This is a genomic window from Fontisubflavum oceani, assembly GCF_030407165.1.
Classification (GTDB): domain Bacteria; phylum Pseudomonadota; class Alphaproteobacteria; order Rhodobacterales; family Rhodobacteraceae; genus Rhodophyticola; species Rhodophyticola oceani.
The window spans coordinates 717,788-740,945 of record NZ_CP129111.1 but is presented as its reverse complement, the minus strand read 5'-3'; the positions used below and the strand labels follow the sequence as shown (position 1 = coordinate 740,945).

Below are 23,158 nucleotides of genomic sequence, written 5' to 3'. Positions count from 1 at the left end.
GAGATGCCGGGCCGATTGCGCCGCGATACACCTTGCAGCAATTGCGCCAGCGCGAGAGCCAGTGGTGAGCGCGGCACGATAGGGCGGTCTCATGCGGGCAGTGATGATCCAGGGCACGGGCTCGGATGTGGGCAAGTCGATGCTGGTCGCGGGGCTTTGTCGCGCCGCGCGACGGCGCGGGCTCTCGGTTGCGCCGTTCAAACCGCAAAACATGTCGAACAATGCCGCGGTGACCGCCGATGGCGGCGAGATCGGGCGGGCGCAGGCGTTGCAGGCGATGGCCTGTGGCCTGGTGCCGATGACCGATATGAACCCGGTTTTGTTGAAGCCGGAAACGGATATCGGCGCGCAGGTGGTGGTGCAGGGGCAACGGCTCATCTCGGCCTCGGCGCGGGATTATAGCGCGCTGAAGCAGACGCTCATGGCGGCGGTTCTGGAGAGCTTCACGCGGCTGAAAGCGGCGCATGATCTGGTGATTGTCGAAGGCGCGGGCAGTCCGGCGGAGGTCAATCTCCGCCCGCGCGACATTGCCAATATGGGATTTGCTGTGGCGGCGGATGTGCCGGTTGTGTTGGCGGGTGATATCGACCGCGGCGGGGTCATTGCGCAGATCGTCGGCACGCAAGCGGTGATCGACCCGGGCGATGCAGCGATGATTGCGGGGTTCTTGGTCAACAAGTTCCGGGGCGATGTGAGCCTCTTCGATGATGGGTATGCGCGGATTGAGACCGAGACGGGCTGGCCCGGATTCGGCGTCCTGCCGTGGTTCCGTGACGCTTGGAAGTTGCCTGCGGAGGATGCGCTGTCGATGGGCGCGCCGAAGCGCGAAGGTGGTTTTCATATCGTCTGCCTGGCGCTTTCGCGGATTGCGAATTTCGATGATCTGGACCCGTTGATGCAAGAACCGGGCGTTCGGCTGACCATGCTGGGACCGGGGCGGGCGATCCCCGGGGATGCGGATTTGGTGATCTTGCCGGGGACGAAGTCGACTCGCGGGGATCTGGCCTTTTTGCGGGCGCAGGGCTGGGATGTTGATTTGGCGGCGCATCATCGCCGGGGCGGGCATATCCTGGGGATTTGCGGCGGCTATCAGATGTTGGGCCGGGTTGTGGCTGACCCTGAGGGGATTGAAGGGCCGGCCGGCGAAACGCCTGGCCTTGGGTTCTTGGATATTGAGACGGTGATGACCCCGGCGAAGCGGCTGACGGAAGTGGGCGCGGTTCACGCGGCGAGCGGGGCCGGATTTCATGGATATGAGATTCACATCGGGGCGAGCGACGGGTCGGACCGGGCGCGGCCCTTTGCCTATATCGCTGATACGCCCGAAGGGGCCATGAGCGCGGATGGGCGGGTGCAGGGCAGCTATCTGCATGGGATGTTTCGAGATGATGAGTTCCGGGGCGCGTGGCTTGGTCAATTTGATGTCGCCGCGTCGGATGCCGCTTACGGGGAGAGTGTCGAGCACACCTTGGATGCGCTGGCCGATCATATGGAGGCGCATTTGGATGTGAGCGGTTTGCTTGGGTTGGCGCGGTGAGAGACGCTGAGCGCCGTCATCTCTAGCGTCACAGTGCTGTTAACGCGGACCCCTAAATGCAACACAGAAGCTGGAGGGAAGAGATGACGCACAGTATCGAAGTCACCGACTATGCTGCCCGCAGCCATAGCAGCCCACCATCGCGCCTGGGCACACGCTATGACGCGACTCGCTTTCTGCCCGAAGCGGGCAATACGGTGGTCTGCCATCTGGATTTCAATGCGCCGGTCCACCAAGCCGTGCTTGAGGCTCGCGCCCGTATGCAGGTCCTGCCCGGCGCGGAACAGTTCCTCTACACGCCTGTCGACAGCCTGCATATGACGGTGTTTGAAGGTGTGATTGAGACCCGCCGAACGCCCGACGCCTGGCCCGAGGGTCTGGATCGAGAGGCCCCGATCGCGCGTCTGACGGAGGTCCTATCTGATCGGTTGGCGCATTTCCATTCGCCGCCGCGCTTTGCCGTGCGCGCCATGGGGATCAGGCCCTCAGGTCTCATCCTCGAAGGCGCGACAGCAGAGGACGTGGCGCATCTGCGGGCGTGGCGCGAGGCTTTGACCGAGCCGTTCGGATACCGTCATGAGGAGCATGATGCCTATCGCCACCACATGACCTTCGCCTACCCGACCGGCTGGATTGCAGATGCCGATTTGCCCGTCTGGGAGGCCGAGCTGCCTGCGATTCTTGAAGACCTCGTAGAGGCGGCGCCGGTTATTCCGCTGACCGCGCCTGCATTCTGTCGGTTCAATGATATGACCCGGTTTGAAGAACTGCTCATCCTCGGCGCGTGACTGGTTCGGCTTAGGGTCGCGCCGTTCACCATCGGTCTTCTGAGCGCAGACAACAAAAAAGCCGCCCCAAGGGCGGCCTTTTCAGCTCAAGCGCTTTGGCTCAGCCCTGGCGGGCTTTGAACCGGCGCTGCGTTTTGTTGATCACATAAACGCGGCCCTTACGGCGCACGACGCGGCAATCGCGATGGCGCTGCTTGAGCGAGCGGAGCGAGTTCTTGACCTTCATGGCCTATCTCCTTCGTCGCGGCGCGGCGATGCGCCTTAGGGTTAAGCCCTTAATATAAGGGCGGAAATGGTGGGCGATACTGGGATTGAACCAGTGACCCCTTCGATGTCAACGAAGTGCTCTACCGCTGAGCTAATCGCCCGTGTGACACCGAGAATCAGAACAAGCCAAGAGACGGCCCGGTCCGGCACCCGCCGCACAGTGAGGCCGCTCTATAAAAGGAGTCGGTGGGTGGTTCAAGGGCTTTCAGGGGCTTTTGGCCCCGAGAAGAATCCGACTATATTCAGGGCAAGGAAAGGGTTTAGATGCCGCGCCAAGCCTATCGCCTCGATCTGCCAGAGACCGTGACCACGCCGGTGGTTGCTGCGTCGCCGCATTCGGGGCGGCATTATCCTTGGAGTTTTACCCGTCGGACGGTGCTGGATGAACGCGCGATCCGTTCCTCCGAAGATGCGTTTATGGACATGCTGGTGGCTGATGCGCCCAGGCTCGGCGCGCCGCTTTTGGTGGCGGAGTACCCCCGCGCCTATGTGGATCTGAACCGCAGTTCTGATGAGTTGGACCCCAGTGTTGTGGCCGGTCTACGCCGCCCGTCGCAGAACCCAAGGATCAGTTCGGGCCTTGGCGTGATCCCGCGCGTGGTGGCCAATGGGCGGGTGATCTATCGCGGGAAACTGACCCTGGAAGAGGCGGAAGCACGGCTTAGCCAGGTCTGGCACCCTTATCATGCGGCGCTGGACGGGCTGATGCGCCAGGCTCATGACCGGTTTGGGCGCGCCGTGCTGCTGGATTTCCACTCCATGCCACATGAGGCGCTCGACAGCATGTCGCGACCGGGGCAGCGACGGCCCGAAGTGGTTTTGGGTGATCGCTTTGGGGCGTCCTGTGATCCGTTTGTGGTCGAAGAGATCGAGGCGGCTTTTGAGGAGGCCGGTTTGATTGTGAGCCGGAATGCGCCCTTCGCCGGGGCGTTCGTCACGCAGCATTATGGCCGCCCCGCGCGCGGACGGCACGCGGTGCAGATCGAGATCGACCGGTCGCTTTATATGAACGAGCAATTGATCCGCCCGAATGGCAATTTCGAAAACGTGAAGGCGCTGATCGCGGAGGTTCTGCGCCGGGTGATCGGGCCGCAAGCCGGGCAGGTGCCGCTGGCGGCGGAGTGAGTTGAACCGCGGTTGCGCCTCGTGGCCGATGATGGATGCCTCCGGCGGGGATATTTATGAAGCAGAGAAGCCGGGGGGCGTTCACCTTTGAGGAAGGCGAGCGTGTTATCGTAGATCGGGAATTTCGATCCATCAGCGGAGGGCGCGGCCTTTCACGATGGCATCTTTGCCGAACCGATCTCGGATCGCATCGGCGGCGCGTTCGGCCTCATACCGTTTGCTTTGGTCCGGATCGAGCAGGTTGCCCGAACGGTCGGCTTCATCGGCCGGGACCAGATCGGAGAGGCCGACGCCCAAAAGCCGGTAAGGTTTCGTGTGCTCCACCGCGTCGAAAAGCTCTCGCGCGGTGCGATAGATTCGATCGGCCATATGGGTGGCGTCGCCAAGCGAGATGCGGCGGGTGATCTGGCTGAAATCTGCCCGTTTCAGTTTGAGCGTCACAACACGCCCGGCGATGTCTTTCGCCTTGGCCCGGGCGGCGACTTTCTCAGTCATCCGCCAGATATGGCCGTCGAGGATATCCGGATCGGCAACATCGTCAAAAAATGTGGTTTCGTTTGAGATGCTTTTGACGGCGCGGTCGCGTTTGACACGGCGATAATCCTCCCCACGCGACAGGAAATAGAGCCGATCCCCCATAGTCCCAAAGCGCTCCGACAGGGCTTTGCGGTCCCAACGCCTAAGATCCGAGAAGGTGCGGATGCCGGCCTTGTCGAGCGAGGCCTGACCCGCCTCGCCGATGCCCCAGATCATCCGGACGGGTTTCTCCGCCAGGAAGTCCTGCGTTTCCGCGGCCCCGATCACCGAAAAGCCGCGCGGCTTGTCGAGGTCAGAGGCGATCTTGGCGAGAAATTTGTTGTGGCTGAGGCCGATCGAGCCGGTGATCCCAAGCTCTTTGCGCATTCGGCGCACCAAGCCGGCAAGCATCGCGGCGGGCGGTTTGCCATGAAGTCGGGCGGTGCCTGTCAGGTCCATGAACGCCTCATCAAGCGAGAGCGGCTCGATCGCGGGTGTGAGGTCTTCCATCATCGCGCGGATTTGGCGGGAGACCTGGGCATAGATCTCCATCCGCCCGGGCACCACCACCGCCTCGGGGCACAGTTTCAGCGCCTTGAACATCGGCATGGCGGATTTCACGCCTTTGATCCGCGCAATATAACAGGCCGTCGAGACCACGCCGCGCTTGCCGCCGCCGATGATCACCGGCTTGTCGCGCAGCTCTGGATTGTCGCGTTTTTCGACCGAGGCGTAGAACGCATCGCAATCCATATGGGCGATGGAGAGATCAAACAGTTCGGGATGCGACACGATTCGTGGCCGGGCGCAGGCGGGGCAGCGGGCACCAGTCTCAAAGGTGGTCAAGCAATCGCGGCACAGCGCGGGCATGATATACGATCCCAAATTGGCAGCAGTTCGTTCTAGGCAAATCGATCTGAGCGCGCCTATATAGCGCTATGAAACCTGAGGATAACACAATGGATTTTAATCAGCTGCTCGCCGATCTTTTGGGCGGGAATATCGTGATCCTGCTGCTGGCCGGCTTCATTATTCTCTGCATTTTCCTGGGCATTCGGATTGTGCCGCAATCCGAACAGCATGTGGTGGAGCGGTTTGGCCGTCTCAAATCGGTGCTGGGGCCGGGGATCAACTTCATTGTCCCATTTTTGGACCGTGTGGCCCATAAGGTCAGCATTCTTGAGCGTCAGTTGCCCAACGCGAGCCAAGACGCAATCACTTCGGACAACGTGCTGTTGCAGGTTGAGACCAGCGTTTTCTACCGTGTGTTGGAGCCGGAAAAGACCGTCTATCGGATTCGCGATGTGGATGCGGCGATTTCCACAACCGTTGCGGGTATCGTGCGGGCGGAAATCGGCAAAATGGAGCTTGATGAGGTTCAATCCAACCGGAACCAGTTGATCGGCCAGATCAAGGCGATGGTGGAAACGGCGGTGAACGATTGGGGGATCGAGGTGACGCGTGCCGAGATTCTCGACGTGGCGCTGGACCAGGCAACGCGCGATGCGATGTTGCAGCAGCTCAACGCAGAGCGAGAACGCCGGGCGCAAGTGACCCGCGCGGAAGGCCAAAAGCGCGATGTCGAGTTGCAGGCGGATGCAGAGCTTTATGCCGCGAGACAGGCCGCTGAGGCCCGCCGGGTTGAAGCCGATGCGGAGGCATACGCAACCAATGTGGTGGCTGAAGCGATTGCCAAAGGTGGGCTTGAGGCGGTGCAGTACAATATCGCGCTGAAACAAGTCGAAGGCATCTCGCAGATCGCCGCGGGCCAAGGCACGCAGACGATTGTTGTCCCTGCGGATGCGGCGGATGCCTTTGGCAAGGCGTTCCAGATGTTGAAAGGGCGGGGCTGATGCTGCTCGGCGAATGGTGGGCTTGGATGGCGGCGGGGCTGGTTCTCGCTGTCGGAGAAGTGTTGCTGCCGAGCTATGTCCTCCTTGGCTTCGGCATCGGCGCGGTGCTGGTCGGGGTGATCCTGCTGGTGGGCGGGCCGGTGGCGGTCTGGGTAGGCGCGTCTGTCTATCTGACACTCCTGGCCTTTGCGATCTTTTCGCTTTTGGCGTGGTTGGGGCTCCGCCGTTGGTTGGGGGTCCGAACCGGGCAGGTGCGGACCTTCGACCACGATATCAACGACAACTGAGTCTTACGGCAGTTCGGCCAAGATCGCTTGAGCTGCGGCGGCAGGGTCTTCGGCCTGCCAGACTGGACGCCCTACCACGATATGATCCGCGCCCTCGGCAATCGCCTTGGCCGGGGTCGCGACGCGCTTTTGATCACCCAAATCTGCGCCAGACGGGCGAACACCTGGCGTAACGATCAAGCGGCCCTGCGCCTCCGGCAGCGCCCAGATCATCGCAGCCTCTTGCGGTGAGGCGATGATGCCATCGGCACCCGCGTCAAATGCCCGGATAGCGCGTTCGACCACCAGATCGGGGATCGCGCCATCACGGATCAGGCAGGCGTCGAGATCGGCGCGGTTGAGCGAGGTCAGCACGGTGACACCGAGGATTTTCATATTTGAGCCCGCCGCCCCCTCTTTCGCAGCGCGGACCACATGCGGATCGCCATGAACCGTCAGAAAATCCAGATCGAACTGCGCCAATCCACGCACGGCGGCTTCGACCGTCGCGGAGATGTCGAACAGTTTCATATCGAGGAAAATGCGCTTGCCGTGATCCTGTTTCAGCTCATTGGCCAGCGCCAGCCCGCCGCCGGTCAACATGCCCAAGCCGATCTTGTAGAAACTCACGGCATCGCCGATCCGCTCGGCCAATTGCAGGCCCGAGAGCGCATCTGGCACATCCAAGGCCACGATTAGACGGTCATCACTCATATCAATTCCCCCAACTTGTCCGGAGCCGTGATTAGAGGTGGTCGATCAAGCTGTCCATCGCTCCAGACAAAAAAGGACCCGGATGCGGGGGATGATCCGCAATCCGGGTCTGAGGCAGCAGCCGGGCGAGACAGAAGCCCTAATCTGCGGGATGGGGTGCAGCCGGGACAGGCCGCAACCCAGAGGGAACTCACTGTGTGGTGCGGGCCGCCGCGTGGGCCAAGCCTTGGCTGATAAGGGAAAACTCGGCTGCCTGCGGGCCGGGCCAGAAACAAGCCAGATGGCGCGGAAGCGGGGCGTAATCGATGCGGGCAAGCGCCGAAAAGCCCCGGCGGCGGGCATCGTAGATCACGGTGTTCAATCTGATACGGGGCATAATGACCTCCTTCATCTCTGCCTGTAGGACGGCTCGGCAGAGCGGAAGGTTCAAATCTTTCTTGAACTGGCGGGCGAAGATATCGAAATCGGCCTGAGGGATGGTCTCTACCGGCGCGGCGCTGTTGGTGACGGTCCAACCGGTCGCATCAAAAGGAGGTGGTTAGAGTAGATCGCTAACCGATACCTGGAGCCGGCGGGGTTCCAACGCAGTCAGTTAAGCGGATTTTGCTCAGCCCTTCAGCGCCGAGGCGATATAGGACTTCAAACCTGTTTGTCCTTTGATTGCTTTGCTGACCATCTCGATCTTGCCGTGGATCAAGCGCCGCGTCATGCAGGCATATGATGCGGCGGCGTGTTCCGAGAACCCCAACTGAATGAACGTGTTTTCCAGTTGATCTTGCGGGATCTCTTGCACCTCAACCTCGCGACCCAGCACCTCTGCGAACGCCGCCGCCACATCATTTGGCGTATACCGTTCCGGCCCCTCGATATGTTCGATCCCAATATCAGAGACATCCGACATCATCCGCCGCGCGGCTTCCAAACCAAGATCATGTGGCGCCACCATTGCGATGGATAAATCGGCGGGAAAGAAACTGGGGAGCAGACCGCTCTCTCGCACCATGCCAGCCATCCCGGCCCAGTTGCTAAAGTAGTAACCGCCACGGTTGATGGCCGTGGGTATGGGCTGTGCCAGAAGCTGTGTTTCCAGTTCGTGGAGCACCGTGAGATCACCACATCGCTCACCCTTGAAAGCCCCGTAGGTGGACACAGCAACGATTTTCTCCAGCCCTGATCCCTCCAGAGCGGCGAGGATCGCAGCCACGTTTTGGCGTTCTTCTTCATCGGTGTCGGTCGATGGATCGGCAGGTGGGTTGAGCACGAAAGCACGCTGGCCCGATCGGAAGACATCGCGGAGCGCATCACGGTCCCGCAGATCAGCGATGGCAACGTGAGCGCCTTCCTTGGCAAGTGCCTCGGCCCGCTGCGCGTCGCGCGTCACAACCGTCACGGCTTGACCGGCCTGGAGCAGCGCGCGCGCTGTCGCCGAGCCGACCTGTCCCGTTCCGCCAAGAATGATGTGCATCGGCAGATCCTTTGACTCGTCGCCGTCGCGTGGAACCTATCATGGGCCTCCTGACAAATTCCGTCAGCTATCTGCGCAAGGGCGTAGAACCTCTGGGTCAGCGATCTTTCGCGTCGGCATCGGATGCGGCACTATTGGGCGCATGGGACAGACTGCAAAAGCCGTCGCCGAGGCGCTTCGGGCCTCTGATGGGGTGCGTACCGCGCCGCTTAAGGCGGTTGTTCAGACAAGGATGGAGCCGGAGGCTGTCGACGCGCTTGTGGCCGCTTTGCCAGGGCCGGATGAGATTGCCGCCACCTGGTGTCTGAAAGCGCTGGCCGAGACCGGGCGGCTTCCCGCGGGGGCGCTCACGCTGTCTTTTGCGGCCTTGCCGAAGCTTTCGGAGCCCGACGCCATTCTGCATATTCTCCAGATGGTTCAACACGCGCCGGACCTGGCGCGTCCGATCCGGGCGGCCATCGTGCCTCTGGCGGGGCATCCCAAGCTGTTGGTGACTGTTTGGGCGTTCGACGCCTATTGCCGGATCACGCCGGCGGGGGAAGAGGCCGACCGGGAGGCGCGTATCCGTCAGGGTCTGATCCACCGCTCCAAGGCAATGCAGGCGCGCGCGCGGGCTTTGGCGCGGGAATTTGGGGTGAATTTGCCGCAATAATCTTGAGATTGGCGCGGTGTTTTCCCATCTATCCCTCAAGGCTTGCAACTGTCGTCGTGCCGCTTGAGGGCGAGGCAAAGGTCAAGCGCTTTGAGAAGGAGAGACGTGATGAACTTTGAAAAGTTCACGGATCGCGCGCGCGGGTTTGTGCAGGCTGCCCAGACAATTGCGCAGCGTGAAGACCACCAGAAACTGGCCCCGGAACATGTGCTGAAAGCGCTGATGGATGACGAGCAAGGGCTCGCCTCCAATCTGATTGCGCGCGCCGGCGGCGAGCCCGCGCGGGTTGTCGAGGCGCTGGATGTCGCGATGGGCAAGCTGCCTAAGGTGACCGGCGACGCAGGGCAACTGTATCTTGATGGTCAGACTACGAAAGTGCTGAGCGAGGCGGAGAAACTGGCCGAAAAGGGCGGCGACAGTTTTGTGCCGGTTGAGCGCCTGCTGACGGCGCTTGCGATGGTGAAATCGGCTGCGAAAAGCGCCTTGGAAGCCGGTGGCGTGAATGCGCAGAGCTTGAACGCTGCGATCAACGATATTCGTAAGGGGCGGACGGCCGACAGTGCCAGCGCCGAGGACAATTACGAGGCGTTGAGCAAATATGCCCGCGATCTGACCGAGGCTGCGCGCGAAGGCAAGATCGACCCCATCATCGGGCGCGACGAGGAAATCCGCCGCGCGATGCAGGTGCTCAGCCGCCGCACCAAGAACAACCCGGTGCTGATCGGCGAGGCGGGCGTGGGTAAGACGGCGATCGCCGAGGGCTTGGCGATGCGGATCGTCGATGGCGATGTGCCTGAGAGTTTGCGCAACAAGACGCTGATGTCCCTTGATATGGGGGCGTTGATTGCGGGCGCGAAGTATCGCGGCGAGTTTGAAGAGCGCCTGAAGGCGGTTTTGAACGAGATCAGTGCCGCTGCCGGTGAGATCATTCTCTTTATTGATGAGATGCACACGCTGGTGGGCGCGGGCAAAACCGATGGCGCGATGGATGCGGCGAACCTTATCAAACCGGCTTTGGCCCGGGGGAGTTGCACTGCGTCGGGGCAACGACGCTTGATGAATATCGGAAATATGTCGAGAAAGACGCGGCTTTGGCCCGCCGGTTCCAGCCATTGATGGTGGAAGAGCCAACGGTTGAAGACACGATCTCGATCCTGCGGGGTATCAAAGAGAAGTATGAGCTGCACCACGGGGTGCGAATCTCGGACGGCGCTTTGGTGGCCGCGGCGCAATTGAGCCAGCGCTACATCACGGATCGGTTCTTGCCCGACAAGGCGATCGATTTGGTCGATGAGGCGGCCTCCCGCCTGCGGATGGAGGTGGATTCGAAGCCCGAGGAGTTGGATGCGCTGGATCGCGATATTCTGCAAAAGCAGATCGAGGCGGAGGCGTTGAAGAAAGAAGATGACGCGGCCTCGAAAGATCGGCTTGAGAAGCTTGAGAAAGAGCTGGGCGATTTGCAGCAGAGATCCGCGGAGATGACCGCCCAATGGCAGTCGGAACGCGATAAGCTGGAAAGTGCGCGGAGCATCAAAGAGAAGCTCGATCATGCGCGGGCGGAGTTGGATCAGGCCAAGCGCGCCGGTGATTTGGCCAAGGCGGGTGAGTTGAGCTATGGCGTCATCCCGCAATTGGAGAAAGATCTGGCCGAGGCTGAAGCGCAAGAAGACGAGATGCTGGTGGAAGAGGCCGTGCGGCCCGAGCAGATTGCGTCGGTTGTCGAGCGCTGGACCGGTATTCCGATGTCTCGGATGCTGGAAGGGGAGCGTGAGAAACTCCTGCGGATGGAAGAGGAGATCGGCAAGCGCGTCATTGGTCAGCATACGGCGGTGCGCGCGGTCTCGAACGCCGTGCGCCGGGCGCGGGCCGGGTTGAATGACGAGAACCGGCCGCTTGGCTCCTTCCTGATGCTCGGGCCGACAGGGGTCGGTAAGACCGAGTTGACCAAGGCGCTCGCCGAGTTTCTCTTCGATGATGATCAGGCAATGGTGCGGATCGACATGAGCGAGTTCATGGAGAAGCATTCGGTCGCCCGGCTGATCGGCGCACCTCCGGGTTATGTCGGTTATGACGAAGGCGGCAAGCTGACCGAAGCGGTGCGGCGACGGCCCTATCAGGTCGTTCTCTTCGACGAGGTGGAGAAAGCGCACCCGGATGTCTTTAACGTGCTGTTGCAGGTGCTTGACGACGGGCAACTGACGGATGGTCAGGGGCGGACGGTCGATTTCAAGCAGACGCTGATTGTGCTGACCTCGAATCTTGGCGCGCAGGCGTTGAGCCAGTTGCCAGATGGGGCCGATGCCTCGGACGCGAAACGCGATGTGATGGATGCGGTTCGGGCACATTTCCGGCCCGAGTTTTTGAACCGTCTGGATGAGACGATCATCTTCGACCGGCTAAGCCGGGCTGATATGGACGGCATCGTGACGATCCAGCTTCAGCGGCTTGGCGCGCGCTTGGCCGAGCGCAAAATCACGCTTGATCTGGATGAGGGTGCAATGACCTGGCTGGCCGATGAGGGTTATGACCCGGTCTTTGGAGCCCGTCCGCTAAAACGGGTGATCCAGCGGAGTCTCCAAGACCAACTGGCCGAGATGATCTTGGCGGGTGAGGTGAAAGACGGAGAGACGCTTCACATCAGCGCCGGGTCTGAAGGCTTGATTGTCGGCGATCGGGTCAGCGCCTCAAACAGGCAACCGCCCGAGGATGCCGTGGTTCACTGAAGGACCCCCCAAGTCGCTATGAAAAGGCCCGGTTTGCGCCGGGGCCTTTGTCTATCTCAGATGTGTATCACCCGTCGGCAAGGTCTGAGACCGACTGGCAGCTTCCACTTACATCTCTGGCAAGATCACCGCGTCGATCACATGGATCACGCCGTTGGACGCTTCGATATCGGCGGCCACCACATTGGCCTCATTAACCGTCACGCCGCCCTCGGTTCCGATCATTACTTCGCCACCTTGGACCGTGGCGGCCATCATCCCATCGCTGAGATCGCCGGACATCACGGCGCCCGGCACCACATGATAGGTCAAGATCGCCACAAGCTGATCGCGGTTCTCTTCCATCAGAAGCGACTCGACTGTGCCTTCGGGCAGGGCGGCGAAGGCGTCATCGGTGGGTGCGAAAACGGTGAATGGCCCTTCACTCTTCAGCGTGTCGACCAGGCCAGCGGCTTCAACAGCCGCCACGAGTGTGTTGAAGGTGCCGGCATCAGCGGCTGTGTCGACGATATCCATCGCGTGGCCGTCAGCGAAGACCGGAGCGGCCAGAAAGCTTGAAGCCGTGAGGGCAAGAAGCGTACGTCGTAGCATTGGATGTCTCCCATAAGTCATCTGCGGGGTTGCTCCCCGTGTGGCGGGAGATGGCCGCGGTCGACAGGCAGACAAGATAAGCGACGACCCGCTGAGGGGGTTGACGGGATGTCCTTCGCGCCTAAGCCGGGACGGTTAACGAAATCCAGTAAAACGGATGTTACCTGGTGTTATCGGACGTGAGCCGATCACGCGGGTTTGGCTTGCCTTGTGATATGTGATCGCAAAGATGGCGCAGCGCGGTTTGGAGATGAATATGACCTGGTATTTGGAAGCTCTCGCCCTGGTGTTTTGGCTGGTGATCGGTCTTGCCGCTCTTCTGATCGTCGTAATCTTCGTGCTTGACCGGGCGCAGAAGAGCGATGCGATCCGGCGAAACTACCCAGTGATCGGGCGGTTCCGCAGCTTGTTCAGCACATTGGGGGAGTTTTTCCGGCAGTATTTCTTTGCGATGGATCGTGAGGAATTGCCGTTCAACCGGGCGCAGCGCGATTGGGTGCAGCATGCGGCGGATGGGGGCAGGAACACGCTGGCCTTTGGTTCCACGCGGAATATTGGTGTCGTCGGCACGCCGCTCTTTACGCCGGACCCATTTCCGCCGCTGGATGATCAGTTCGCCAAATCCGAACCGATGGAGATCGGGCCATATGCGCGGATTCCGTTCATGGCACGGTCGTTCTTCAACATCTCCGGCATGAGCTATGGCGCGATATCGAAACCGGCGGTTCGCGCGCTCAGCCGTGGCGCGCGCGCGGCGGGGATGTGGATGAACACCGGGGAAGGGGGCTGTCGCCGTATCACCTCGAGGGTGGGGCTGACATTGTCTATCAGATCGGCACAGCGAAATACGGTGTGCGCGACGCGGATGGGAATCTCGATGACGAGAAGCTGAAACGCGTCGCCGAGAAGACCGAAGTTAAAATGTTCGAGCTGAAGCTGGCGCAAGGGGCCAAGCCTGGCAAAGGCGGCATTCTCCCTGCGGAGAAGATCACCGATGAGATTGCCGAGATTCGCGGGATTGATCCTGGCAAAGACTCGCTTTCGCCGAACCGGCACAAGGAGATCAACAATTTCGACGATCTCCTGGACATGATCTGCCATATCCGTGACGTGACCGGAAAGCCGGTGGGCATCAAAACCGTGATGGGCGGTGTCGAGGCGTTCAACGATCTGTTTGACCGGATCGATGCGCGCGGCGGTGAATGTGCGCCCGATTTCATCACACTCGATGGTGGCGAGGGCGGGACGGGCGCTTCGCCAATGCCGCTGATGGATCTTGTTGGCATGTCGATCCGCGAGGCCTTGCCGCTTTTGGCCGATCTCAGAAACAAGGCCGGTTTGAAGGATCGCATCCGGATCGTCGCCTCCGGCAAGCTGGTCAATCCCGGCGATGTTGCTTGGGCGCTGGCGGCGGGCGCGGATTTTGTAACATCGGCGCGCGGGTTCATGTTCTCGCTTGGCTGTATCCAGGCGCTGAAATGTAACAAAAACACCTGTCCGACCGGCATCACCACCCATGATCCGCGCTTTCAGGCAGGGCTGGTCGTCGAAGACAAGGACAAGCGCGTCGCGATGTATGGCACGTCGATTGTCAAAGAAGTTGAGACGATTGCCCATTCTGTCGGGGTGTCCGAGCCGCGTTTGCTACGTCGCCGCCATGTGCGTCTCGTGCAGCCAGATGGCACGTCAATCCCGATGAACGAATTGTTCCCGTCTGATCGCGCGGGCCAAACAGTTTCGTGATCAGACGTGCTTTGGCTTGGGCCGGACGCATCTTTTAAGGCAAGTTGCGGCCAACCGACACGGAGATTGACATGGCAGGACGTTATCGCTCCCCCTGACTTGGGCGGATGTGACCCCGAAAGAGATGTATCTGAACCGCCGCCAGATCATGGCGGGCAGTGGCGCGCTTCTTGGCGCCGGGCTGATTGGGGGGCAGGCACAGGCTCAGGACCTGGAGCCCAATACCTGGGAAGAGATCACCAACTATAACAACTTCTATGAGTTCGGGACCGGCAAGGACGACCCTGCTGCACATGCGCATATGATGACGACCGAGCCATGGGAGATCGTGGTCGATGGGCTGGTCGACAATCCCGGCACCTATTCCTTTGCCGAGATCATGGAGGGGATGACGGTTGAGGAACGCATCTATCGCCTGCGCTGTGTCGAGGCTTGGTCGATGGTTGTGCCGTGGAACGGATTTGAACTGGCCGATCTGCTGGAGGGGGTTGGCGTGCAGGATGGCGCGCAATATGTGGCGTTTGAGACGCTGAACCGGCCCGAGGAAATGCCCGGCCTCCGCTTCCCTGTTCTGGAATGGCCGTATCGGGAGGGATTGCGCCTGGACGAGGCGATGCACCCGCTGACGATTATGGCGACCGGTCTTTATGGGGAACCGATGCCCAACCAGAACGGTGCGCCGATCCGCTTGGTCGTTCCCTGGAAATACGGTTTCAAGAGTATCAAGAGCATCGTGCGGATCACCCTTACAGCGGATCAGCCGCTCGCCAGTTGGAACATGGCCCAACCCCGGGAATACGGCTTCTATAGTAATGTGAACCCAAATGTGGATCACCCGCGCTGGAGCCAAGCCACAGAACGGCGGATCGGCGGCGGGCTCTTTGCCAGTCGCCAGGACACGCTGATGTTCAATGGCTATGAGGATGAGGTGGCCAGTCTCTATGAGGGCATGGATCTGTCGGAATTCTTCTGACGCGCAGGGCATGGGCAGAGTGGCGAGACCAAGATCGCACCCCGCCGTGTCTGCGGCAGAAGAAAAGCGATCACCGGTTGCAGCCAAGCGAAGGTAGGACAAGAGAATGCTGGTTGACCGGATCAATCGTGGTTTGCGACTGGTGCCGCCATGGGCGCTCTACATCGTCGGAGCGGCTTGGGCGGCCTGGTTGTTCTATCTCGGGGCGACCGGTGGGCTTGGCGTCGAGCCGATCGAAGCGCTGGAGCATGAATATGGCGAGATCGCGCTTCAACTGGTCATCCTTGGTCTTGTCGTCACCCCGCTCCGCCAGATTGCAGGCATCAATGCGTTTAAGTTCCGCCGCGCGATCGGGGTCGTCGCCTTCTTCTATGTCTTGGCGCATTTCTTGGTCTGGGCCCTGCTTGATGTCCAAAGCCTGAGCCGAGTCTGGGCGGATATCGTGGACCGGCCCTATATCACGATTGGGATGGCGGGTTTTGCTTTGCTGATCCCCTTGGCGGTCACATCAAACAACCTGTCGGTCCGGCGGATGGGCGCGGCCGCCTGGCGCAAGCTGCATAAGCTTGTGTACCCGGCGGCGCTTCTCGGTGCGGTGCATTACGTTTGGCTGGCAAAAGGCTTCCAGCTAGAGCCGATGATCTATTTGGCGGTGGTTTTGGGGCTTTTGGCACTTCGACTGCCGGTTATTCGCACCCGACTCGCCAGTTGAGTCGGCCCGAGTCGCGGGGACTCGATGGGCCAAAAATCCATATCTGGGGACATCTCTGGGGATAAGCCGATATCTTGGGGTATTACCGTACCCTGAGTCGCCGGGCCGATCTGGCGGGGCGTGCGGCCAAGACCTCACCCTAAAGGTTCTTGGATATCTAAACACATGAAAATAAACGAAAAACATGTTATCCCGCAAAAAATGTCATCTTTCTGCAAAAAACCCCTTGCGGCCCCCCCACCCAATCCGTAAATACCCCCTCACCGGCGGCGCTGAGGCGACTGACCGGGGCGCCAAACGGGCCGCAAGGCAACGAGACGCAGACTAAAATCGAGATAATACAGGCGGGGCGCGCCAAACAAGTTACGGCGCATCTCAGTTTGTTTTGTCTCACGCTCTTTGAAATCGATGGTATCTGAAGAGATATGTGGGCGGTTTGGTTCATTCGATGGATCAACGTCTGTATATCGCGCTGGTAGGGTTTCGATCCGATGATCCAGTGTCAGCTTCACTGTTTGGACGGTTTCCGGTTTCTTATGAAACCAGAAGCACAACAAACAGAAGACTGTCCCTTCCTTGCCGGGAGGGACGATGTGCAGAGGTTCGAACGTCAAGGTTAAGCAGGTAACTGCTTTTCAACTTGAGAGTTTGATCCTGGCTCAGAACGAACGCTGGCGGCAGGCCTAACACATGCAAGTCGAGCGCACCCTTCGGGGCGAGCGGCGGACGGGTTAGTAACGCGTGGGAACGTGCCCTTCTCTACGGAATAGCCTCGGGAAACTGAGAGTAATACCGTATACGCCCTTAGGGGGAAAGATTTATCGGAGAAGGATCGGCCCGCGTTGGATTAGGTAGTTGGTGAGGTAACGGCTCACCAAGCCGACGATCCATAGCTGGTTTGAGAGGATGATCAGCAACACTGGGACTGAGACACGGCCCAGACTCCTACGGGAGGCAGCAGTGGGGAATCTTAGACAATGGGGGAAACCCTGATCTAGCCATGCCGCGTGAGTGACGAAGGCCCTAGGGTCGTAAAGCTCTTTCGCCAGGGATGATAATGACAGTACCTGGTAAAGAAACCCCGGCTAACTCCGTGCCAGCAGCCGCGGTAATACGGAGGGGGTTAGCGTTGTTCGGAATTACTGGGCGTAAAGCGTACGTAGGCGGACTTTTAAGTTAGAGGTGAAATCCCAGGGCTCAACCCTGGAACTGCCTTTAATACTGGAAGTCTTGAGTTCGAGAGAGGTGAGTGGAATTCCAAGTGTAGAGGTGAAATTCGTAGATATTTGGAGGAACACCAGTGGCGAAGGCGGCTCACTGGCTCGATACTGACGCTGAGGTACGAAAGTGTGGGGAGCAAACAGGATTAGATACCCTGGTAGTCCACACCGTAAACGATGAATGCCAGTCGTCGGGATGCTTGCATCTCGGTGACACACCTAACGGATTAAGCATTCCGCCTGGGGAGTACGGTCGCAAGATTAAAACTCAAAGGAATTGACGGGGGCCCGCACAAGCGGTGGAGCATGTGGTTTAATTCGAAGCAACGCGCAGAACCTTACCAACCCTTGACATCCTGATCGCGGTTACCGGAGACGGTTTCCTTCCAGTTCGGCTGGATCAGTGACAGGTGCTGCATGGCTGTCGTCAGCTCGTGTCGTGAGATGTTCGGTTAAGTCCGGCAACGAGCGCAACCCACATCCTTAGTTGCCAGCAGTTCGGCTGGGCACTCTAGGGAAACTGCCCGTGATAAGCGGGAGGAAGGTGTGGATGACGTCAAGTCCTCATGGCCCTTACGGGTTGGGCTACACACGTGCTACAATGGTAGTGACAATGGGTTAATCCCCAAAAACTATCTCAGTTCGGATTGGGGTCTGCAACTCGACCCCATGAAGTCGGAATCGCTAGTAATCGCGTAACAGCATGACGCGGTGAATACGTTCCCGGGCCTTGTACACACCGCCCGTCACACCATGGGAGTTGGTTCTACCCGAAGGTGGTGCGCCAACCTGTTCGCAGGAGGCAGCCAACCACGGTAGGATCAGCGACTGGGGTGAAGTCGTAACAAGGTAGCCGTAGGGGAACCTGCGGCTGGATCACCTCCTTTCTAAGGATGTTTCTAGCCAGATGAGCTTGCTCATCTCATGAAACACTTAGCAGCTCGCAAGAGCATAAGGTCATCATAGATGACCACATCGGACCGAGCCGTCCTCATATCTCTTCAGAACATGAACGGGTTACCGCCCGGGACTTGGGTCGGTAGCTCAGGTGGTTAGAGCGCACGCCTGATAAGCGTGAGGTCGGAGGTTCAAGTCCTCCTCGACCCACCATATCCCTAGGGGCCTTAGCTCAGCTGGGAGAGCGCCTGATTTGCATTCAGGAGGTCAGCGGTTCGATCCCGCTAGGCTCCACCAAAACCCGATTTCGATTTGACCGTTAAGCGCACCTGCGTTTAGCCGTCCAATCGGACGAATTGACATCGTATAGAGAGATAATAACATCAGTTTCTTCACTGAGCTGCCAAGTGCGGCAGGTCTGGGGTTCGACCCCGAAAGTGAAGATAACTAATCCAAGTCAAGTACACTAACCCAAGGCCGTCTTCGGACGGCCGACAAAGTTCCCCCGGATGAACCAGTCGGGGGAGCGGGAAAGTATGCTTTTGATCAATGCCCGACCTTTTCACAAAAGGGGGTCGGGTGCAGAAAAAGCCTGTCTTTTTCTGGATCAAATCAAGCGCAAGAAGGGCGTTTGGTGAATGCCTTGGCAGTAAGAGGCGATGAAGGACGTGATACTCTGCGATAAGCTGTGGTTAGCCGAGAATAGGCTTTGACCCACAGATCTCCGAATGGGGCAACCCACCTGACAGTTTCCTATTGTTACTTCGGTAATCAATAGGTCGCTGAATCAGGGATTTATAACCTGAATACATAGGGTTATAAAGGCAAACCCGGGGAACTGAAACATCTAAGTACCCGGAGGAAAGGAAATCAATAGATACTCCCCTAGTAGCGGCGAGCGAACGGGGACCAGCCGAGCTGTGAATGTGACAAGAACAACCTGGAAAGGTTGGCCATAGTGGGTGACAGCCCCGTATTGGAAGCATGATCAGACGTATTAAGTAGGGCGGGACACGTGAAATCCTGTCTGAACATCGGAGGACCACCTTCGAAGGCTAAGTACTCCTTACTGACCGATAGTGAACCAGTACCGTGAGGGAAAGGTGAAAAGCACCCCGACGAGGGGAGTGAAACAGTACCTGAAACCGAGCGCCTACAAGCAGTCGGAGGCTCCTTGAGAGCTGACGGCGTACCTTTTGTATAATGGGTCATCGACTTGGTCTCACGAGCAAGCTTAAGCCGATAGGTGTAGGCGCAGCGAAAGCGAGTCTTAATAGGGCGCATGAGTTCGTGGGATCAGACCCGAAACCGAGTGATCTAGGCATGACCAGGATGAAGGTAAGGTAACACTTACTGGAGGTCCGAACCCACACCTGTTGAAAAAGGTCGGGATGAGTTGTGCCTAGGGGTGAAAGGCCAATCAAACTCGGAGATAGCTGGTTCTCCGCGAAATCTATTTAGGTAGAGCGTCATCCGAATACCCCGGGGGGTAGAGCACTGGATGGGTAATGGGGCCCCACAGGCTTACTGATCCTAACCAAACTCCGAATACCCGGGAGTACTAGATGGCAGACACACAGTGGATGCTAACGTCCATTGTGAAGAGGGAAACAACCCTAACCTCCAGCTAAGGCCCCTAATTCATGGCTAAGTGGGAAAGCAGGTGGGACGACCAAAACAACCAGGAGGTTGGCTTAGAAGCAGCCATCCTTTAAAGATAGCGTAACAGCTCACTGGTCTAATTAAGTTGTCCTGCGGCGAAGATGTATCGGGGCTCAAGCCATGAGCCGAAGCTGAGGATGCACATAGTGCATGGTAGCGGAGCGTAGTGTGAATAAACTCGTTCCTCTTTAGCACCTTCGGGTGTTTTGGAGGACCAGGTTTGACTGTGAAGCCGGGGCGTGAGCCATCCGGTGGAGTGATCACTAGCGAGAATGATGACATGAGTAGCGACAAACAGGGTGAGAGACCCTGTCGCCGAAAGTCCAAGGGTTCCTGCTTAAAGCTAATCTGAGCAGGGTAAGCCGACCCCTAAGGCGAGGCCGAAAGGCGTAGTCGATGGGAACCAGGTTAATATTCCTGGGCCAGGAAGTAGTGACGGATCTCGAAGGTAGTTCATCCTTATCGGATTGAATGGGCTGCTAAGAGGTTCCTGGAAATAGCTCTTCCATGAGATCGTACCCTAAACCGACACAGGTGGACTGGTAGAGAATACCAAGGCGCTTGAGAGAACGATGTTGAAGGAACTCGGCAAAATACCTCCGTAAGTTCGCGAGAAGGAGGCCCAGTTTCTAGGCAACTAGTGGCTGGGGGCACAAACCAGGGGGTGGCGACTGTTTACTAAAAACACAGGGCTCTGCGAAGTCGCAAGACGACGTATAGGGTCTGACGCCTGCCCGGTGCCGGAAGGTTAAAAGGAGGAGTGAGAGCTCCGAATTGAAGCCCCGGTAAACGGCGGCCGTAACTATAACGGTCCTAAGGTAGCGAAATTCCTTGTCGGGTAAGTTCCGACCTGCACGAATGGCGTAACGACTTCCCCGCTGTCTCCAACATCGACTCAGCGAAATTGAATTGCCTGTCAAGATGCAGGCTTCCCGCGGTTAGACGGAAAGACCCCGTGCACCTTTACTACAGCTTCACATTGGCATCAGGCCATGCATGTGCAGGATAGGTGGTGGGCTTTGAAGCAGGAACGCTAGTTTCTGTGGAGCCTCCCTTGAGATACCACCCTTGCATTGCTTGATGTCTAACCGCGGTCCGTTATCCGGATCCGGGACCCTGTGTGGCGGGTAGTTTGACTGGGGCGGTCGCCTCCTAAAGCGTAACGGAGGCGCGCGAAGGTTGGCTCAGAGCGGTCGGAAATCGCTCGTTGAGTGCAATGGCAGAAGCCAGCCTGACTGCGAGACTGACAAGTCGAGCAGAGTCGAAAGACGGCCATAGTGATCCGGTGGTCCCGAGTGGAAGGGCCATCGCTCAACGGATAAAAGGTACGCCGGGGATAACAGGCTGATGGTGCCCAAGAGTCCATATCGACGGCACCGTTTGGCACCTCGATGTCGGCTCATCTCATCCTGGGGCTGGAGCAGGTCCCAAGGGTACGGCTGTTCGCCGTTTAAAGAGGTACGTGAGCTGGGTTTAGAACGTCGTGAGACAGTTCGGTCCCTATCTGCCGTGGGTGTAGGATACTTGAGAGGAGTTGCCCCTAGTACGAGAGGACCGGGGTGAACGATCCACTGGTGGACCAGTTGTCATGCCAATGGCAGTGCTGGGTAGCTATGATCGGAAAGGATAACCGCTGAAGGCATCTAAGCGGGAAGCCCCCCTCAAAACAAGGTATCCCTGAGAACCGAGATAGACCATCTCGTCGATAGGCCGGAGATGTAAGCGCAGCAATGCGTTCAGTTGACCGGTACTAATTGTTCGATAGGCTTGATTTGATCCAGTAAAAGCTAGGCTTTGCGGATCGGAAGCATACACCACGTGTATCTGGCTTGGATACGATGTTTCTTTCTCGGTTTGGTGGTCATAGCGCGAGCAAAACACCCGGCTCCATTCCGAACCCGGCCGTTAAGTGCCGTTGCGCCGATGGTACTGCATCTTAAGGTGTGGGAGAGTAGGTCACCGCCAAACCTAGTAAGAAACATCCTTTATCTCTCTTACGATGATCTCCCCCATAAACATAAGCGCCTGACCGACGAAGCGTGTCTTCGTGCATCTCGAATGACTGACCGTTGCCAATGGCGGCCGTCTCCTTCACGATGCGCAAAAAGAAAACAATCGCGTAACGAGGGTAATGAAAACCGCTGAGATTGATCTAGAACACTTGGGCGCTTTGACGGATCAAGGGATTCCAAATCTTTTCTATTTTTGGCACGATCTCGAGTCGCTCCCCAAAGCGTTTCACGAAAACCTGGATTTTGCCGAGGCGCGCTATCCAGAGTGGACATTTTCGATCCTTACTGATGTCATCGCACACCGGTTGCTTGAACGGGATTGGCCCGAGATCGCAAAAGAATACAATGATATATGGATCCCTGCTTGCCGCTCCGACATCGCGCGGCTGGCGGCGCTTTATGCGTTTGGCGGCTGGTATCTTGATGCAGATACCCTCCCCACTGGAGATCTCCGGCCATTGACCGGCGATACGAATGTCATCGTCTTCCGTGACACGAAGCCGAGGCTGAAACAGCGCGGCGATGTGATGAACGGGTTTCTCTATATGCCCCGCAGATCGGACTTAGCTCGCGCAATGCTCGAACAGATCACGAAGAACTTGCGTGAACGCAAAGATGTTTATCGAGTGATGGATTTCGCCGGCCCATACCTTATGGCGCGTCTCATTAAGGAAATGGACCCGACAATGATCACCGTGTTGTGGCAGAGCGAAGTCTACCGCCGCTACAATGAGCTGTTTGTTGGCGATACACCACTTTTCGAACACACGGTCGATGCGACTGCGTCTTCCTGGCGTATCGTGCAAAACTTTGGTGTCTTGCCTGGACTTGAGCCCAACTGGGATGGATTTCCATTGGAGCTCAGGCCGAGGTTCGCGAGAGTCATACGGGAGTTTGTCACACAACACGGTCTCCAGAAACAACTGGTGGAACTGGCGCACCATAGGCCCCTCTATCTCGAACGCGCGCAATTCAAAGAGTTCGTCGAGGAATGCCGCGGTTAGGCTTCGATGCTCTGCAACGATGCGTGACGCTGATCAGGTGTTGGACAGCCTGATTTAAAACCGATCCTGACGATCCTCAGCTGATCGCGCGACTCTAGGGCCTGTGTTTCTGGCGCCGATGAGAAAACAGGTTCGCTAGACGATGCTTGGCTCCTTCTGCCTATCAAGACATTTTTTCTGACTGGTGCTCTTGCGGCTCTCGTCAATGACAGATAGATGACAAGCCATTGGCGCGGGGTGGAGCAGCCCGGTAGCTCGTCAGGCTCATAACCTGAAGGTCGTAGGTTCAAATCCTACCCCCGCAACCAATTTCCGAGCCATTTGTTTCGGTCGAGCGCCTAACCCCACATTCTCTCCGCTCGTAAAGCGAGTTGTCTCACAATGCCGCGTGGTTGTATCTGCCTTGGACTTTGACTTATTCGGCTCAAGTGTTGGCGT

16 protein-coding genes, 4 tRNA genes, 3 rRNA genes and 2 pseudogenes are annotated in these 23,158 nt (G+C 58.4%); 17 read left to right on the top strand and 8 right to left on the bottom strand.

The features are described from left to right. The first annotated feature begins 91 nt into the window (after positions 1–91). Together QTA57_RS03775 and QTA57_RS03770 are read left to right on the top strand one after the other, a co-directional pair. Positions 92–1,537: a cobyric acid synthase gene (locus tag QTA57_RS03775; protein ID WP_290153701.1), complete on the top strand. Its 1,446-nt coding sequence runs from the start codon at positions 92–94 to the stop codon at positions 1,535–1,537. A gap of 83 nt (positions 1,538–1,620) precedes the next feature. Continuing rightward, positions 1,621–2,325, top strand: a complete 705-nt coding sequence (locus QTA57_RS03770; protein ID WP_290153699.1) for a DUF1868 domain-containing protein — start codon at positions 1,621–1,623, stop codon at positions 2,323–2,325. A 100-nt stretch (positions 2,326–2,425) separates the two neighbouring features. Here QTA57_RS03770 and ykgO read toward each other — a convergent pair whose 3' ends face one another. Both ykgO and QTA57_RS03760 read right to left on the bottom strand, forming a co-directional pair. Continuing rightward, positions 2,426–2,551, bottom strand: a complete 126-nt coding sequence (ykgO, locus tag QTA57_RS03765) for a type B 50S ribosomal protein L36 (protein WP_012177066.1) — start codon at positions 2,549–2,551, stop codon at positions 2,426–2,428. A 67-nt stretch (positions 2,552–2,618) separates the two neighbouring features. Further along, positions 2,619–2,693, bottom strand: a tRNA-Val gene (locus QTA57_RS03760). Positions 2,694–2,856: 163 nt separating this feature from the next. On the opposite strand from QTA57_RS03760, the gene QTA57_RS03755 reads away from it, so the two are divergent. Continuing rightward, positions 2,857–3,717 (top strand): N-formylglutamate amidohydrolase, encoded by an 861-nt coding sequence (locus QTA57_RS03755; protein WP_290153697.1) that lies wholly within the window; start codon positions 2,857–2,859, stop codon positions 3,715–3,717. 132 nt (positions 3,718–3,849) lie between these two features. Here QTA57_RS03755 and QTA57_RS03750 read toward each other — a convergent pair whose 3' ends face one another. Next, positions 3,850–5,103: a DNA polymerase IV gene (locus tag QTA57_RS03750; RefSeq protein ID WP_290153695.1), complete on the bottom strand. Its 1,254-nt coding sequence runs from the start codon at positions 5,101–5,103 to the stop codon at positions 3,850–3,852. An 89-nt stretch (positions 5,104–5,192) separates the two neighbouring features. Here QTA57_RS03750 and QTA57_RS03745 point away from each other — a divergent pair, with 89 nt between their 5' ends. Both QTA57_RS03745 and QTA57_RS03740 read left to right on the top strand, forming a co-directional pair. Then, the gene (locus QTA57_RS03745; protein ID WP_145213066.1) at positions 5,193–6,086 is read left to right on the top strand and encodes an SPFH domain-containing protein; all 894 of its coding nucleotides are present in this window, start codon (positions 5,193–5,195) and stop codon (positions 6,084–6,086) included. Further along, positions 6,086–6,373, top strand: a complete 288-nt coding sequence (locus tag QTA57_RS03740; RefSeq protein ID WP_145213063.1) for an NfeD family protein — start codon at positions 6,086–6,088, stop codon at positions 6,371–6,373. Before QTA57_RS03745 ends, QTA57_RS03740 begins: the two co-directional genes overlap by 1 nt. Before the next feature lie 3 nt (positions 6,374–6,376). Here QTA57_RS03740 and pyrF read toward each other — a convergent pair whose 3' ends face one another. From pyrF to QTA57_RS03725, 3 genes are all read right to left on the bottom strand, one after another. Beyond that, positions 6,377–7,066, bottom strand: a complete 690-nt coding sequence (pyrF, locus tag QTA57_RS03735; protein ID WP_290153692.1) for an orotidine-5'-phosphate decarboxylase — start codon at positions 7,064–7,066, stop codon at positions 6,377–6,379. Positions 7,067–7,256: 190 nt separating this feature from the next. Then, entirely contained in the window at positions 7,257–7,442 is a 186-nt protein-coding gene (locus tag QTA57_RS03730; protein ID WP_290153691.1) for a hypothetical protein, read from the bottom strand. Between the two features lie 231 nt (positions 7,443–7,673). After that, positions 7,674–8,531 carry an NmrA family NAD(P)-binding protein gene (locus tag QTA57_RS03725; RefSeq protein ID WP_290153689.1) on the bottom strand — a complete coding sequence of 286 codons (858 nt, stop codon included), beginning with the start codon at positions 8,529–8,531 and terminating at the stop codon, positions 7,674–7,676. Between the two features lie 142 nt (positions 8,532–8,673). Here QTA57_RS03725 and QTA57_RS03720 point away from each other — a divergent pair, with 142 nt between their 5' ends. Next, a complete protein-coding gene (locus QTA57_RS03720; protein ID WP_290153688.1) occupies positions 8,674–9,183 on the top strand; it encodes a hypothetical protein in 510 nt (169 codons plus the stop codon). A gap of 108 nt (positions 9,184–9,291) precedes the next feature. After that, positions 9,292–11,906: pseudogene (gene clpB, locus QTA57_RS03715) on the top strand (ATP-dependent chaperone ClpB). 108 nt (positions 11,907–12,014) lie between these two features. Here the strand turns inward: clpB and QTA57_RS03710 are convergent. Then, entirely contained in the window at positions 12,015–12,497 is a 483-nt protein-coding gene (locus QTA57_RS03710) for a fasciclin domain-containing protein (protein ID WP_290153686.1), read from the bottom strand. Between the two features lie 229 nt (positions 12,498–12,726). Here QTA57_RS03710 and QTA57_RS03705 point away from each other — a divergent pair. The 3 genes and pseudogenes from QTA57_RS03705 to msrQ all read left to right on the top strand — a co-directional run bounded on the left by QTA57_RS03705 (position 12,727) and on the right by msrQ (position 15,925). Next, a pseudogene (locus tag QTA57_RS03705) lies at positions 12,727–14,240 on the top strand (FMN-binding glutamate synthase family protein). A gap of 124 nt (positions 14,241–14,364) precedes the next feature. Beyond that, positions 14,365–15,213 carry a protein-methionine-sulfoxide reductase catalytic subunit MsrP gene (gene msrP / locus QTA57_RS03700; RefSeq protein ID WP_290154764.1) on the top strand — a complete coding sequence of 283 codons (849 nt, stop codon included), beginning with the start codon at positions 14,365–14,367 and terminating at the stop codon, positions 15,211–15,213. A gap of 106 nt (positions 15,214–15,319) precedes the next feature. Next, positions 15,320–15,925, top strand: a complete 606-nt coding sequence (gene msrQ / locus QTA57_RS03695) for a protein-methionine-sulfoxide reductase heme-binding subunit MsrQ (protein WP_290153684.1) — start codon at positions 15,320–15,322, stop codon at positions 15,923–15,925. A gap of 260 nt (positions 15,926–16,185) precedes the next feature. Here the strand turns inward: msrQ and QTA57_RS03690 are convergent, their stop codons facing one another. Beyond that, the gene (locus tag QTA57_RS03690) at positions 16,186–16,437 is read right to left on the bottom strand and encodes a hypothetical protein (RefSeq protein ID WP_290153682.1); all 252 of its coding nucleotides are present in this window, start codon (positions 16,435–16,437) and stop codon (positions 16,186–16,188) included. Between the two features lie 124 nt (positions 16,438–16,561). Between QTA57_RS03690 and QTA57_RS03685 the strand changes: the two genes are divergently transcribed. The 7 genes from QTA57_RS03685 (at position 16,562) to QTA57_RS03655 (ending at position 23,028) form a co-directional block, all read left to right on the top strand. Continuing rightward, a 16S ribosomal RNA gene (locus tag QTA57_RS03685) occupies positions 16,562–18,032 on the top strand. 146 nt (positions 18,033–18,178) lie between these two features. Next, positions 18,179–18,255, top strand: a tRNA-Ile gene (locus QTA57_RS03680). Positions 18,256–18,263: 8 nt separating this feature from the next. Next, a tRNA-Ala gene (locus QTA57_RS03675) sits at positions 18,264–18,339 on the top strand. 313 nt (positions 18,340–18,652) lie between these two features. Next, a 23S ribosomal RNA gene (locus tag QTA57_RS03670) occupies positions 18,653–21,479 on the top strand. Positions 21,480–21,557: 78 nt separating this feature from the next. Continuing rightward, positions 21,558–21,672 (top strand): 5S ribosomal RNA (rrf, locus tag QTA57_RS03665). Together the 16S, 23S and 5S rRNA genes with 2 tRNA genes alongside form the textbook arrangement of a ribosomal RNA operon. A gap of 163 nt (positions 21,673–21,835) precedes the next feature. Then, positions 21,836–22,720: a glycosyltransferase gene (locus tag QTA57_RS03660; protein WP_290153680.1), complete on the top strand. Its 885-nt coding sequence runs from the start codon at positions 21,836–21,838 to the stop codon at positions 22,718–22,720. Positions 22,721–22,951: 231 nt separating this feature from the next. After that, positions 22,952–23,028 (top strand) — tRNA-Met (locus QTA57_RS03655). The last annotated feature ends 130 nt before the right edge of the window (positions 23,029–23,158 follow it).